The 15212-nt window shown below is 46.1% G+C and carries 13 protein-coding genes; 5 read left to right on the forward strand and 8 right to left on the reverse strand.

The window, feature by feature from the left end; translation table 11 throughout:
- Positions 1-127 precede the first annotated feature (127 nt).
- Entirely contained in the window at positions 128-796 is a 669-nt protein-coding gene (locus QUA90_RS21575; RefSeq protein WP_333447652.1) for a hypothetical protein, read from the forward strand.
- 174 nt (positions 797-970) lie between these two features.
- On the opposite strand, the gene glmU is transcribed toward QUA90_RS21575, so the two are convergent.
- Positions 971-2359 (reverse strand): bifunctional UDP-N-acetylglucosamine diphosphorylase/glucosamine-1-phosphate N-acetyltransferase GlmU, encoded by a 1389-nt coding sequence (gene glmU / locus QUA90_RS21580; protein WP_333447654.1) that lies wholly within the window; start codon positions 2357-2359, stop codon positions 971-973.
- A gap of 479 nt (positions 2360-2838) precedes the next feature.
- Between glmU and QUA90_RS21585 the strand changes: the two genes are divergently transcribed.
- Both QUA90_RS21585 and QUA90_RS21590 read left to right on the forward strand, forming a co-directional pair.
- The gene (locus tag QUA90_RS21585; protein WP_333324946.1) at positions 2839-3804 is read left to right on the forward strand and encodes a hypothetical protein; all 966 of its coding nucleotides are present in this window, start codon (positions 2839-2841) and stop codon (positions 3802-3804) included.
- A 26-nt stretch (positions 3805-3830) separates the two neighbouring features.
- Positions 3831-4655: a sulfurtransferase gene (locus QUA90_RS21590; protein WP_333447656.1), complete on the forward strand. Its 825-nt coding sequence runs from the start codon at positions 3831-3833 to the stop codon at positions 4653-4655.
- A 349-nt stretch (positions 4656-5004) separates the two neighbouring features.
- Here QUA90_RS21590 and QUA90_RS21595 read toward each other — a convergent pair whose 3' ends face one another.
- The 7 genes from QUA90_RS21595 to QUA90_RS21625 form a co-directional block, all read right to left on the reverse strand.
- On the reverse strand, positions 5005-6477 hold the full coding sequence (locus tag QUA90_RS21595; protein ID WP_333324942.1) for an MBOAT family protein: 1473 nt from the start codon (positions 6475-6477) through the stop codon (positions 5005-5007).
- A gap of 595 nt (positions 6478-7072) precedes the next feature.
- The gene (locus QUA90_RS21600; RefSeq protein ID WP_333447658.1) at positions 7073-8629 is read right to left on the reverse strand and encodes an ATP-binding protein; all 1557 of its coding nucleotides are present in this window, start codon (positions 8627-8629) and stop codon (positions 7073-7075) included.
- Complete coding sequence (locus QUA90_RS21605; protein WP_333447660.1) at positions 8626-9645, reverse strand: ATP-binding SpoIIE family protein phosphatase; 1020 nt, start codon at positions 9643-9645, stop codon at positions 8626-8628. Before QUA90_RS21605 ends, QUA90_RS21600 begins: the two co-directional genes overlap by 4 nt.
- A gap of 309 nt (positions 9646-9954) precedes the next feature.
- Positions 9955-10353, reverse strand: a complete 399-nt coding sequence (locus QUA90_RS21610) for an anti-sigma regulatory factor (protein ID WP_333081357.1) — start codon at positions 10351-10353, stop codon at positions 9955-9957.
- Between the two features lie 264 nt (positions 10354-10617).
- Entirely contained in the window at positions 10618-10995 is a 378-nt protein-coding gene (locus QUA90_RS21615) for an STAS domain-containing protein (protein WP_333081356.1), read from the reverse strand.
- Positions 10996-11050: 55 nt separating this feature from the next.
- Entirely contained in the window at positions 11051-11920 is an 870-nt protein-coding gene (locus QUA90_RS21620) for an STAS domain-containing protein (RefSeq protein WP_333056896.1), read from the reverse strand.
- Positions 11921-12065: 145 nt separating this feature from the next.
- Positions 12066-12560 carry an adenylyltransferase/cytidyltransferase family protein gene (locus QUA90_RS21625; protein WP_445300131.1) on the reverse strand — a complete coding sequence of 165 codons (495 nt, stop codon included), beginning with the start codon at positions 12558-12560 and terminating at the stop codon, positions 12066-12068.
- A 796-nt stretch (positions 12561-13356) separates the two neighbouring features.
- Between QUA90_RS21625 and hpsJ-B the strand changes: the two genes are divergently transcribed.
- Positions 13357-14187 carry a hormogonium polysaccharide biosynthesis protein HpsJ gene (gene hpsJ-B / locus QUA90_RS21630; RefSeq protein ID WP_333210026.1) on the forward strand — a complete coding sequence of 277 codons (831 nt, stop codon included), beginning with the start codon at positions 13357-13359 and terminating at the stop codon, positions 14185-14187.
- Positions 14188-14273: 86 nt separating this feature from the next.
- Positions 14274-15191 (forward strand): glycosyltransferase family 2 protein, encoded by a 918-nt coding sequence (locus QUA90_RS21635; protein ID WP_333210028.1) that lies wholly within the window; start codon positions 14274-14276, stop codon positions 15189-15191.
- The last annotated feature ends 21 nt before the right edge of the window (positions 15192-15212 follow it).

Here is a 15212-nt window from a genome sequence, read left to right on the forward strand (position 1 = left end):
AACTTATATTTAACTCACCTTGAATATATCGATCGCTCCTGCTAGTGGTCTGCGATCAATTATTCAGCAAACCCTAATTATTCAGACTCAAAGCATATTTGATTTTTGGTTCCCTAGTTGTTTATTCATGACATTGGGACTGATATCGCTGACTTTTGACTATCATGCAGCAAGTCTGAGCTGCCAGCGATTGCAGGCAAAACAAGGAAAGTGCCAGATTGTGCGATCGAATTTACTGGGATCGAACATCAAAGAAATTGAGCTGGATTCTTTGCGGGGAGCTAAAGTTGAAAGATGCGGCTATAAAACCAGAGTTGTACTTTTGACTTCTGTTGGCAATGTTCCTTTCACTGCTAACTCCACTAATTGGGGAACCCAAAACGCTGTGGCTTCTGACATCAATTTTTTTGTTAAAAATGCAAAAAATCGATTGCTGCGCTTAAGCCAAGATGATCGCTGGTTGGGATGGACAGGAGGCATATTTTTGCTCGCAGGAATCGGAGTGATCGTCTTGAGAAATAATGAAATCTACAGCTTCGATGGAACTTTAAACACCTTGACTGTTAAACAGCGGGGTTTGTTGGCACGTAAAGTAACGGAATACTCTCTGTGCGAGATTTATGGCGTGGAAGTCGATCGAACAAAAGATCGGGATAATGACACTTGGTACGAAATCAGACTGTTAGTTTGTGGAGGCTCTCGCATCTCCCTACCCCGCACGATGAACCCATACCAGCAAGCAAAAATCGCTAAAGCGATTAACAACTATCTGCACCAGCAAAATAACCAAAAATAGCCGATCGCGATCAACCCGATTTCTCAAGGTGGCGGACTTACGCAGAAACCGGGTTTTTCACCAAAATCTCTTCTAGATTGCCATCGCTTCCGGTATAAAAACCCGGTTTCTTTGGTATCCAGTGCGAAACTCGCGATTGGGTGGAAACTGATCATCTAAAAAGTGAACCATTGTTCACTTTTTAGGTTCTTTCAACTTCCAACCTGGTTTGACAACTTGCCGGGAACGGGCAATTACTAAACAATCATTCGGCACATCTTCTGTCACCACAGAACCCGCCGCTACAGTAACATCTTCCCCCACAGTTATCGGTGCAACCAGCACGCTGTTAGAACCAGTTTTACTTCGATCGCCTATTTGAGTTTTGTGCTTGTTTTTTCCGTCATAATTCGCCGTAATTGTCCCAGCACCGATGTTGACTTTTTCTCCCAAAGTCGCGTCGCCTAAATAAGACAAGTGAGCTACATTAGTTCGATCGCCGATTTGAGTATTTTTCAATTCTACAAAATTGCCGACGCGGCAGTTCGCCCCAATTTCTGCGTGTCCCCGCAAGTGGGCGTAAGGGCCAATGCGGGAATTTTCAGCAACCATACTGTCAGAAACTACCGAATAAAGCACAGTCACATTTTCTGCAATCTGACTGTTTTCGATCAAGCTGCCGGGGCCGATACGACTCCCAGAGGCGATCGAAGTATTTCCCCGCAAGTGAGTTTGCGGTTCAATTACCACATCCGGCTGCAACTCTACGGTATCGTCGATCGTAATGCTGTTGGGATCTAGCAGCGTCACTCCCGCCGTCATCCACTTGTCCTTTACCCGCGTTTGCAAAATATCGCAAGCTGTAGCTAAATGTTTGCGATCGTTAATTCCCAATATTTCTTGATAATCTTCCACATCGACCGCCATTACCGGATTGAGGAAATTTACCGTGTCAGTTAGGTAATATTCTTTTTGGTCATTGTCTGCCTTCAATTCTGGCAAAATTTTCTCTAAATCCGGCCAGTGGAAACAGTAAACACCTGCATTAATTCGGTGATTTTGCTTTTGAGCTTGTGTGCAGTCGCGGTCTTCGACAATTTGCTGGACTAAGTTTTGACTGTCGGTAAATACTCGGCCGTACCCTTGAGGATTAGGCAAATTAGCTGTCAATAAAGTAGCAGAGTTTTGGTGCTGTTTGTGAATTACCATCAATTGTTTGAGAGTTTCTGCCCTCAGCAAAGGTACATCCCCATTTAATACCAGCAAGTCTCCTTGAAATCCCTCTAAGTGAGGCAGCAATTGTTGAATGGCATGACCTGTTCCCAATTGTTCGGTTTGTTCTACAAATTCTAGGGGAGGAGATTGAAGATTTTTTCCTGATCTTTCTTGACCTCGAATCAGGGATTCTTTAACGAGTTCACCTCGATAACCGACGATGACAAGTCGCCTCGTAATTTGAATTTCTTGACAACTTTGGAGGACTCGCTCAACTAGCGATCGACCGCCTAATTCGTGTAGAACTTTAGGCAAGTCAGATTTCATGCGCGTGCCGCGTCCAGCCGCTAAAATTGCTATTGCTACCATTGTGCGATCGAGTTATTTGCTATAAAAACTTGAATATTGACTAACTGATGATATCACCCGCTGTCCGCCGATGGTAATGAGATCGCACAAATTTTTCATCTAAAATTTCCCATCTCGCATCCGCGCGAGCGAGGATTTTTCCAGGCGGATGCTGGTGTTAGGGGTGATGCTTGCAATATCTGGACTGGCGCGCCCGGTATCAAAAACCTGGTTGCAGCAGCAGTATTTGGCGGCTGAGCCAGACGACTTGCATTCCTCACTAAAAACCTGAGTTGGTTTGGGAGTAAGGACTGCGAGTCTTTTCTCAAGGGCTGGGAGGGGGAGCGAGAGTGATAATTTGCGTCTTTGGGCTGGGATTTGCCACGATACATTATACTATTTGTTGAATTTCAGTTAGGGTGTTTTCAACTTTAAAAAAACTATTTCTGACTTTTTCATTCCTTCTGCCTTCTACCTTCTGCATTATCAGGTGTCCAGCTATGACAGAGCTTAATTTTCAGGAACTTGCCAAGCAGGGAAATCTCGCCACTGCGATCGCATCTTGGCTAAACAGCCAGTTGCAATCTGAAGGCATCACAGCCTCCGCGAATCTCGACGGCGACTGTTTGGATGTAATTCTTGAGGCCGAGCAAGTACCCATAGAAAATACCTTAGTTGATTTTGTTCGCACCGAGCTGACGAATTTGCAGCCTGATTCGATTCGCAAAGTGAAGGTTGAGGGCAGAGAAAGCGGTCAGATTGCTGCTGCTTGGAGTCAAGAGTTTAGTTTGGACAACAGCACTTTTGAACCCCAGAGCTTTGTAGGATCTGTACCAAATACTGCTGTTGTTAATATGGACGATCGCACAGACATGGAGAACAATATTGAGGAGGAAAAACCGTCGGAACTTGCTGCATTTGAGAACCGACTGCGATCGACTTTCATTGTAGTGGGGCTAGTAACGGGTATGTTGGCGATCGCGGTGGTGGCGTTTGTCGGTAAAATTTTGAACCAGCCAGCAGCAACTGCGGGGAATAATCCCGATGAAACAGCAAATTTAGCAACTGCACCGGATGCTGCACCTGATACTTTTCGAGAAGCCGTTAACAGCGCACTCAAAGCAGCAGAGTTAGGGCGATCGGCAAAAACCAAGGCCGATTGGACTACAGTTATCGATCGTTGGCAAGAAGCCGTCTCATTAATGAGAAGAGTACCAGTTTCTAGCCCCAACCATCAACTAGCTCAATCAAAAGTAATCGAGTATCAGAAATATCTGCTTTACGCTCAAGAAGCAGCCGTAACTCCCCCTCTGCTAACTCCAACTCCCGCACCCGTCGAAAAATCACCTTCGGAAAAAGCAACTCCTAAAAAATCCAATTCTGAAAAAAGAGCTTCGGAGAAAGCTAATGCTAAAAAATCTCGTACCGACAAAGCAGAACCAGATAAAAAAAGTCCTTCCAGATAAATGTTAAAAGATAGATGTGAAAAATTATGACTGACAATACTTTAATCGTTTCTCCTGAATGGTTAGCCACCAATACCGACAATCCGCAAGTTGTAATTATTGACTGTCGGTTTTCCCTTGCCGACCCTGAATTGGGACAAAAACAATATCAAGAAAGTCACATTCCGGGAGCTTTCTATTTAGATTTAAACCGCGATCTCGCGAGTTCAGTGGACAAACACGGCGGTAGACATCCGCTGCCAAATATTGAAGAATTAGCTGATAAATTGAGCGCTATCGGTATTAATTCAGCAGAAACTTTAGTCGTCGCCTATGACGATTCGCGGCTGGCTTTTGCGGCTCGTTTGTGGTGGCTGCTGCGATATATGGGACACAGCAAAGTCGCTTTGTTAGACGGCGGTTTCAGCGCATGGAAAGCGGCGGGCTATCCAGTAACAAATACTTTGCCAGAAGCCCGCGAGGGTAAATTCGTTGCTCACTTGCAGCCGGATTTGGCGGTAGATATTGAGGCTGTGAAAGAGCGTAAAGACTTGCCGGGAAAGGTTTTGGTTGATTCGCGAGAAAGCGAGAGATATCAAGGTTTGCGGGAGCCGATCGACCCCATTGCAGGTCACATTCCGGGTGCGGTTAACTATCCTTGGCAAGGGGTGACGGATGAAACTGGAAAAGTGCGATCGGCATCCGAACAAAAACAGCGCTGGACGGAATTAGAAAAAGCCGAAGAAATTATTGTTTATTGCGGTTCCGGGGTGACGGCTTGCGTTAATTTACTGTCTTTAGAAATCGCCGGAATTCCCGATGCTAAACTTTATGTCGGTAGCTGGAGCGACTGGTGTTCTTATCAGTTGTAGGGTGTAGGAGCGAGAGGATTGTTGACTGTTGACTGTTGACTGTTGACTGTGAGTTTTAGGGTAGCAGGAATTGATGTCCACTTAACGTTAAATCCTCAGTCCGGCAGCGGTTGAAACCCCTTCCTCAAAGCGAAATTCCTCGCTTTGAAGACTAATCAGTTCTTCAGTCCTCTTTGAGAGGACTTTAGCTATGAGACAGGGAATTCATTCCCTGGCGGACTGTTGGGTGAGCGGGAGGACTGGCGAACTAAAACCTTAAGTTGACACCAATAGGTAGCTGGGAATCACTTCCGCGCACCTCAATGTAGTTGTAGGGTGCGCTGCACCTTACGGCGAATTAAATAATACCCTAAAAATCAAAATAAATATAAGGTAAACCCCCTTCGGGAGCCAACACCCAAACGGCATACAAACAAAGCGGCACTAACACCAATTTCAGCGGCCAATTTAACTCTAATTTCAAACCCCGACTCAACGCATAATTCCCCAACATCGCCGCCGCCAAAGCTGCCAACATCCAAGTTAAATGCACTCTTTCCAAACCCAAAGCTTCGCCATAAACTTTCTCAGCAAACTGCACGTCAGCAGCGTGTCCCCACAAATGCGAAATCGCCCATCCAGAATCCTTTAAATCTGGAAGACGGAAAAATATCCAACTACCAAAAACCATCGCCTGAGTCAACAGCCAACCGATCGCAATACCGATCGGATTTTCCCACAAAAACTCGATCCGCAACCGCTTAAACAGCACATCAGTCAGCCTGTGAACCGCCAAAGCTAAACCGTGTAAACCCCCCCACACAATAAATCCCCAAGCTGCCCCGTGCCAAATTCCTGCAATTAACATGACAATAGACAAATTCAGACAAGTGCGCCACAAACCGACTCGCGAACCGCCCAAAGGAAAATACAAATAATTGCGTAGCCAATCCCCTAAAGTCATGTGCCAGCGTCGCCAAAAATCAGCTATGCTGGCACTAAAATAAGGAAAATCAAAATTTGGCGGCAAATACCAACCCAGCAGCAAAGCAGTACCGCGCGCCATGTCGACATAGCCACTAAAATCGAGATAAAGTTGCAGCCCGTAAGCAAAAATAGCTAGCCACAAATCCTCGCTACCCGCCCGCTGCAAGTTGGTAAAGCTTAAATCGACATAGATTCCTAAGTTATCTGCGAAAAGACCTTTTTTTACTGCACCAAAGGCGATCGTCCAAAGTCCCTCAGAAATGCGATCGGGCGTCGGAAATTGCTGGGTTTTCAGTTGATAGATCAAGTTGTGATACCGAGTAATCGGGCCGGAAATCAGCTTGGGAAAAAACAACTTGTAAGCAGCAAAGTGCAGCAGCGAAGTAGCAGCAGGCGCGCCTCGGTACACGTCAATCAAATAAGCAATGCACTCAAAGCAAAAGAAACTCAATCCCAGGGGTGCGATGACGTGACTTTTTACCCAGTCAGCCCCGTCGATAGCTACAGGCCAATTGAACAAAGTGCCGATCGAACTCAATAAAAAAGGCACATACTTAAAGCCCAGAAGCAGCAACACATTCAGGCAGATACCTATCCACAGCAGCAACAAACGGCGGCGGTTCCAAGATTCATTAGCAATCCGCCAATCCAGAGGTTCCCCAATCGCCATCGCCAAGCAGTAATTAAACAAAGCCCCGACTAACAGCAGAGGAATGTACCAAATTTGCAGCGAAGCGTAAAAAATTAAACTACCCGCCAGCATGATAAACAGCCGCCACCACCGCACCGGAACCAACCAGTAAGCCGCGAACAAAACTAACAGAAACAGGGCATATTGAAGGGAGATGAAAGTCATACCATTTTAGATTTTAGATTTTAGATTTTAGATTTTAGAATTGGGAATGGCTTATTTTGTATGGGTTTGGATCGCGGGCCTACTGTGGCATTATTTTTATTAATCGAGACTTTGCTAAGAACGAGATTTATCAGGGATTTTAGCCGATCGCCGACACGAAAACAGACCCTCGGTAAGTCCCTACTATATGGTCGGCAACTGAGAACTGCTACATTTTACAGCACAAAGGTTAAATTCTGTTGCAAATTAAATAAATATTGCCTGCTATAAATTAACTCTCTTACGAACCATATAAAATTCGGTGAAAAAAATATAATTACGTTCGCAGCATCCGACTTCAGTCCTCAAAAGCTACAATGCCTGATATCGTTTCCCTTTGCATCGGAATAATATGTTTCACCGTGCAGGCCTAGCATCCCGTACAGCAAAAAAGTGATGTAACCCAAAATGTTTTGAATTCATCACGATAGCAGATATTTGACAAGTAGTTCGATCGCACTTCAACCCTTCCAAAACCTCAAATTCGGTCAGAGTCAGTATCATAATGTCGATAAAAATTGCTGGCGGTTGCTCAAAGAGCAGCCGCACCCAACCTTCACCACCGTTGGCGACCTATATCGCAGTACAATGAATTGGTGGCAAGTTTTTCAGCAAATACCGAAAAACTATCTTCATCCTCCCCATTCAAAACTTTGGCTGCTGAATCCGCCGCTGGCGATGGCCCGGAACCCCTCAAGCTACGAGAATTTGCGATCGCCAGCGATATTTCATCTGCCTTAGCAGCAGATATTTCCAAAGGGTTTTCTTCCTCTCCAGGATACAGAATCGGCAGTGTAACAAAAAAAGTCGAACCCACTCCGGGTGAACTTGTGATTTCAATGCTTCCCCCCAGAAATTCCGCCAGTTTTTTGCACAGAGACAATCCCAATCCCGTGCCTTTGACGCGCTTCTGCAAGGGGTTTTCGAGTTGGACAAATTCTTCAAAAATCTGCCTTTGGTCGGCTGGGGGAATGCCGATGCCCGTATCTGCTACTGAAAAAGTAACTGTTCCCTCCTCTCCTATTTCCGCAGCAACTCGAACTTCCCCTGCTTCGGTAAATTTGAGGGCATTAGAAATCAGATTTCGCAAAATCTGAGAAACTTTGCCCTCGTCGGTTGTGAGGATTGGAAGTTCGAGAGGATCTTCAAAAATTATAGACACGGCAGAGTTTTGGGGAAGCAGGGGGCGCATCATTCCTCGCAGGGCGCTGAACAAATCTTCGACTTCAAAATCAGCCACGCGAACAGTTAGTTTTCCGGCTTCCACTTTGGCTAAATCTAACGAGTCGTTGACAAGTTCTGCGAGAGACTCGGCAGATTTATGAATGTAATTTACTTGCTTTTCCTGTTCGGCGGAAAGTTCTCCGTCTAGGCGATGTAACAATATTTCGGAAAGGCTCAGAATTGCCGTTAGCGGAGTGCGAAACTCGTGGCTCATATTGGAGAGAAAGCTGGTTTTGAGTTCGCTGGCGCGGCGGAGAGATTCGGCTTTGTCGTTCAATTCAGCGTAAAGTGCTAGGACTCCGCGATTGGTATCTTCTAGTTGTTGATTTAATTGTACGAGTTCTTCTTGACGCTGGCGGAGTTCGTCTAAAGTGCGTAGTAATTCTTGATTTTGCTGCTGAATTTCAGCGTAGGGATCTTCGGGAATTTGGCGCGCTAGTTTGTCAACTAATTGATTGAGTTCGATCGCACTCAGCGCCGGCATATTTTTGGAAAACTGTTTAATTAATTGTACAGCCGTTCCGCGATCGGGCGCCGAGTCGATTTGCACTTCGTCCATCAAGCGTTTCGCTGCTGCTAAACCAAGTCCCGCGCCGGTTTGCGATCGAAAATTGGGGCTTAACACAGCCGCTAAATCAGCAATTCCCGGCCCCGTGTCGGAAATCCGAGTCCGAAAAATTTGGGGCGATTCCCCTTCCACAATGAATTCTACTTTGCCACCGCCTGCATATTTGAAAGCATTGCGGGCAATTTCGGAAACTGCTGTGGCGATGCGGGTTTGTACTTGGGAATCGAATCCCAGCCCTTTAGCAATTTGGCGAGCTCTTTGGCGTACTTGTACGATGTCTTGTTCAAAACGGACTTCCGTCGTCAGGATTGGGTAACTCACGCTGCTTCTCTCATCTTGGCTACTATAACTGTCATGTCATCGCGAGTGCGTTTGAAGTCCCGGTAGAGCACGGCTGCGATTAAAGCAGGATGTCTGGAGGCTAAACCCGGGTAGCGGTTTAAATTCCACTGCGCCGCCAAACCGTCGGAGTGCATGATGAGTAGGGACTGCTGCGACCAAGGATAGACAAATTCTGCTACTTTTCGCATCATATGTCCAACTGTGCCGTTGTAGGAAACCATGCTGCGGCTTTGGTTATCTGTGACAACTACACCGCTGATGTTGCCAATTCCGGCAAAACAAATTGTTTGTTGAGTACGATCGATTTGGGCGATCGCCGCCGCCGCTCCTCTGGTATTTTTTAAAGCAGCGTGCGCCTTCTCTAAAATTGCTTTCGGCCCAAGTTTGGCGTTTTCCTCAAATACCCGCACTGCTTCGCGAGACGCTTCCTGGGCCAAATCCCCGTAGCCAAGCCCGTCTGCAACTAAGATCAGGTTTTTGTCAAGGTGATTTTCTGCCGCCCATGAATCGCCGCAAATTTGCTCTCCTACTTTTGGCAAGTGGACGACCCCAAATTCCAAATAATTGCTGTTTTGGGATGCTTCCCGGCTATTTTGGGTCGGTTCCAGCCGCGCTAATAAGGCTGTCCCCTGTTTTGGTACAGAATGAATATCAAACAAAGTAGAGAGGCGTTGAATTGCCCCCAGTCCCGTTCCAGGGCTTCCCGCTGTAGAAAAACCGTCCCGCAGACACAGCGCGACATTTGCCATGCCCTGCCCCCGGTCTAGCGCTACTATTTCAATGCTATATCCTGCCACTGTTTTGAATGTTCGCAGCAAAATTTCTCCTTCGCGGGCGTGCTTGACCAGGTTTTTTGCGGCTTCGGTGGTAACAATTGCCACTTTACCGCGATCGGTCTCGTTAAATCCGACTTCGGCCGCCAGGGCGACTGCGATTCGCCGCGCTTCTCCGACTTGACTTTCTTCTGTAACGGGCAGGGCTACGGCATCTATCATTTTTTATCAGTTCTCATAATGAAATCCTCCCTACGCCAACCCTCTCCGGGTATGCTGTGGGATGCCAAGAATCACTTCTTGGCTTTGCTGGTTGCTATTTATACCAATTAAAAAAATAATACAACTATACGCAAGCTCCAAACCCCGATCGTCCTCACTCAATCGATTTTAGATTTTAGATTTTAGATTTTAGATTTTAGAATTGAAGCATTAACCCCACGGATTCATCCGGGGGCTTGTATCCTGGATACTTTGGGTCATTCCCAATGGTTTAATCAAAAATCTCAACTCTCAAATCCTATTACTGGTTCACCGCCAGCGGACGATCGCAATTTTAGTCCCCTTACCCACTTTGGAAACAATCTCAAATTCGTGCATCAACCGTTTAGAACCACTGAGCCCCAAACCCAAACCCTGATTAGAAGTATAACCGTCAGTCATAGCCAATTCGATGTCTGGAATTCCCGGCCCCTTGTCTTCAAATATCAGTCGTAGCCCTTTGCGCGTTCCTAATTCGAGCGTTTCAAGAGTTACAGTTCCCCCTTTGCCGTACTCTACAGTATTGCGGGCGAGTTCGCTGGCTGCGGTAACGATTTTAGTTTGGTCTAATAAACCGAATCCCATTGCTACAGCCCAAGTTCGCACTTGCTGTCGGACGTGGACTATATCGGATGACGATCGGATTTCTAGTGTCTCACGTTTTGACATGGCGGCTACTGTACCAAAATAGAACTTCTCCCCAAAATATAGGACTTACGCTCATCAACTTAGTTTCTCCTAATAGGACTTACGCACTTACTACGATTTTCTCTCAAAAGAGAACATAGTGCAGGAATCTCAAACCCTTGATTTAACCCCCTTGAGCGCGTAAGCCCTCTCCTAAGAAATCTTCAGTTTGTCAACAAGGTATCTACAAACAAACTAGGTTTCTTGACTGCCTGTGCCTCAGTCAGGGGACAATTAATCGACTGCTTACGCTTGCTCGTCAAGAGACAAGCCCAAGGATTTTCTCAACAAAATCATGCCCTTTTCAACGCTTAAAGCTGTGCGAACTCCTGTCAGGGAAAGGCCCAACTCAACGAGCGTAATAGCAACCGCTGGCTGCATCCCGACCACAACTGTTTCCGCATCTAAAATTCGCGACATACTAGCGATATTGTTGATAATACGACCGATAAAAGAATCAACAATTTCGAGAGAAGAAATTTCTATTAACACACCTTTAACACCTGTTTTGACGATGCGGTTCGTCAGGTCATCTTGCAGCGTCATTGCTAAGCGATCGTGCATATCTACCTGAATTGTTACTAGCAAAAATTCTCCCATTTGAAGAATCGGTATTCGTTCCACAAATTCACCTATTCGTTAAATTTTACTTGGGTTTACCTGTCAGAATGCAATATGTTTATCTTTCCTCTTTAAGATTTTTTATAGTTAAACCTTGGCGCTGCAACGCGACCTTAAAAGCATCTGCTAAAGTAGCTTTTGTGAGAATATCCTGCAAGTCAACTCCCAAATGAACTATGGTTTGAGCTATTTGCGGACGAATGCCACTGATGATGCACTCAGTACCCATTAAACGGGCGGCGGCGACAGTTTTTAATAAATGTTGAGCAACTAAAGTGTCAACAGTCGGCACGCCTGTAATGTCTAAAATTGCAAATTCTGAGCCGGTTTCCATGATTTCCTGCAACAGAGTTTCCATTACTATTTGAGTGCGGGCACTGTCGAGAGTCCCGATCATGGGTAAAGCGAGAATGCCTTGCCAAAGTTTGACTACGGGTGTTGACAATTCGAGCATTTCTTGCTGCTGGCGTTCGATTACTTCTTCGCGAGCTTTGAGAAAAATTTCTGTCACCCAAAGGCCTAGCTGGTCTAATAAACTGGTGGAAAGCCAAAGTTGTTCGACAAGTGCGTCGCGGTTTTGTGTCAGTTCATGACAAAGCCGATCGAACAATGGCTTTTTGAAGCATAAAATGAAACTCGCTATCTCTGAGGGAGTAAAGCCTCTCTGAACGCGCGATCGCGAAACTTCTGCTAGCAACACCCGCATATTTTCCCATTCGGGTGTCTGGATGTCGCTAAAGTTACCGTGCCCCACTGCAATGTGGAGCAATTGCAGGAACTCTTGACACTCGGAGCGCAATTCTTTGGCTCTCATCAAGTCGTCCCGCCGCAGCCCGGTATTTTGCAGTTCTTTGAGCCAGTCTGCTAGTAACTCTGCTTTGTGTCTTTGTAGGATTTCCGCGATCGTGTTATTGCTTGTGAGTTCCATTAAAATTATCTCCTGCTTAGCAATTGGAATGAAGTTGTACGAGCGATTCCCTACGGGATAGCTTCGCACGCGCGCACCAAGCGTGTTTTTTGATGATGGGGCAACTTCTGAGTTTAGCTCACTGTTTGCTGTTTTCGATCGAGGGTTAAGTACCTAATTGTAAAATGCGTTTGACGATCGCACTCGTAGAACTCGGAACTTCTATTTCGATTAAGGAAATCTTGCCACCTCCGGCGATAACAGCCGGTGCTTCTGGCAGAGTTTCGACTTGATAGTCGCCTCCTTTAACGTATATATCAGGCTTCAGGATATTTATCAGTTTAATTGCTGTAATCTCGGCAAAAATTATTACGGCGTCTACTGGTTTGAGGGCGGCCAACACTTCGGCTCGCTGATTTTCCGGTACGATCGGGCGGGGTGGCAATCCCGGCTGCTGGGGTTTGATAGCTTGCACGCTGGCGTCGCTATTCAAGCCCACCACGAGCGATCGCCCCAAATTTTTTGCTGCCTGCAAATAGCGGACGTGACCGCAGTGCAGGATATCGAAGCACCCGTTAGTAAACACGAGCGGACGCCACTTGTCCGGATCGGATGCGAGCGATCTTTCAAGTTCTTTCAACGTGTAAACATTAGAAATCATTGCAGTCATTACCACCAAATTTGAACAGCGAGCAAAATTATCCTACCAAAAAATCTGAATTCTTGCACTTTTAATATTGAACAATAAATCCTTCAACCTGGCAATAATTAATAGCTGTAAATGACTAAATAGGCATTAGTAATCTGTGACTATTAAGCAAGAATATAGAAGTAAAAATTACCGGCGACGAAGCTGATATGGCAAACAGAATTTCCAAGTAAAAAACCGCTATTCGTGTATTTGTGACTGCCGTATCGTGCTGTTGGTAATTGGATGTTAAAAAGGTTGGTAAACAATTATTTATTCCCGCCCTCTCTTATATCAATTACTATAAGACAAGGGATTTAGTTCCCCCGCATCGGGCAGGCGATCGGGGTGTGAGAGCCCTAGGGGGTGAAACCCAACGAAACGCGCTCCTCCTGTGTCTATTATTTCTGACACCGCCGCGCGAGCGAAAGCTAGTTAAAAGCACCGAACCCAAGCGTGCAGAACTCATCTTTACGCTGGATTCGTCAGACTATAGAAGAAGCCAGCAGTTGCTTGCTGCCGTGTCTGGGCGCAATCTTGACCAAGCTTTACAGCCAACCCAGAAGCGCACAGCCTTCTGTGTCCAACTCTATATAGCTGTGCAAAAACTCGACCTTTTGGGTCGTAACCGCAGCCTGTGAAAACCCAGAGGAAAGTCGAGTTCGGTACTCGAAGCAGCTATTTTGGTGGAAAATAGCTAAACTCGTTCAACAAAATCCACTCAACTACCCCTTTGAATCTAAGGGTGTAGAATTATCTAACACGAATTATGAAAGCAAGTAATAGCCGTCAATTTTCTTCAGTAGCTGCTCGAACTCTCAAAGTAGTGGGGATTATCTTGATTCTCTCTGCTTTGCTTGACTGCATTGTTCTGTCGCTGCCGGGAGAAACTTCAGACCTTCTCAATCGAGGCTGGCAGTTGACTGCAGCAACTCAGATAGTTGACAAGGGCATTATTCCTTTGATCGGTATCGCCCTCCTGATGACTGGCTTTTGGGTGGACAGCAGCAGTGGAGTCTCTATTGAGCGACGCAATGTTTGGCTGGACTTGCGATTCTGGGCCCTGTTGATTTCCAGCTTGTTAGGTCTAGTTTACCTATCTCTGGTTCCCGTTCACCTCAACAATACTCGTTTGGAACTCAAGGATGCTCTGACTCAAGTCGATCAAGAAGCGGGACAAGCGGAAGGTCAACTTGAGGCACAACTTAAAAGCCCTCAATTTAAAGCTCAGGTAGAACAGCTCAAAAGCCAGCGTCGCAGCCAGATAGGGGCGCTGCTGCAAGACGACGGGAAGCTGCAACAAGCACTCAAGAGTCCAGAGGTTCCCAAGGAATTGAAAGCTGTGCTTGAGGAGTCGAAAAATGACCCGAAAGCCCTCGACAAGTTCCTGGAACAGCAAGCTCAATCACTTCCCACTCAAGCTCGCAACGAGATTCGCACCCGCAAGCAACAAAAAGAGAAAGAGTTAAGAACTCGATCGAGAAATTCGAGTTTGCAGACGGGAATCACCAGTTTGCTGTTAGCGATCGGCTACATTACTGTCGGTTGGACGGGATTGAGAAGTATGGGAATTCTGCGGTTCGGCCGCCGCAAAAATTGACCAGCGCTGGCAGGGATCGCGCTGGTCGAGACATCCCTGAGAAATAGTTTGTTTACCAAATAGTTTGCCCTTACTGAAAGCTGGGAATGTTCTCAATTTATATTCTGACTTACAACGAAGAGATTGATATCGCCGCTTGCATTGAATCGGCACTGCTTTGTGACGATATCATTGTAGTTGATTCTTTCAGCACCGATCGCACCCTTGAGATTGTTCAGAACTATGCCGTGCAAACAGTGCAGCACCCCTTTGAAACTCACGGACGCCAGCGGACTTGGATGCTCCAAGAAGTCCCGTGCAAGTACGAATGGGTTTACATCCTCGAAGCTGACGAGCGGATGACGCCTGCACTGTTTGCTGAATGCTTAAAGGCGATCGAAAGTCAAGAATATATCGGCTATTACGTAGCTGAAAAAGTAATATTTATGGAACGCTGGATTCGCCGCAGCACTCAATATCCGCGCTATCAAATGCGCCTCTTTCGCAAAGACCGAGTGTGGTTTACTGACTACGGTCACACTGAACGCGAAGTCTGCAACGGTCCTACTCACTTTTTGAAGGAAACTTACCCTCACTATACTTGCAGCAAAGGTCTTTCCCGCTGGATTGAAAAGCACAACCGCTACTCGACTGACGAGGCGGCTGAAACTCTCCGCCAATTAGAAGCAGGTCAAGTAAATTGGTGGGGTTTATTGTTTGGCGCGTCGGAGGTGGAAAGGCGCCGCGCTTTGAAAGATTTTTCTTTGCGCTTGCCTTTGCGGCCTGTGGTGCGCTTTTTCTATATGTATATTTTACTGGGCGGATTTCTTGACGGCCAAGCGGGATTGGCTTGGTGCACGCTGCAAGCTTTTTATGAATATCTAATTTTGCTAAAAGTTTGGGAAATGAAGCATCTACCACTGCCAAAGTTAGAGGTAGCTGCAGAACAATCTCTTTCGGAAGTAGTAACAGTTGAGCAGTCAAAAGTTTCTTATAATCTTGGCGCTTCCGATACTCGAAATTAAAAATTGGTAATGGTTCAGTTG

This window comes from Microcoleus sp. D3_18_C4, assembly GCF_036702355.1.
Taxonomy (GTDB): Bacteria; Cyanobacteriota; Cyanobacteriia; order Cyanobacteriales; family Microcoleaceae; genus Microcoleus.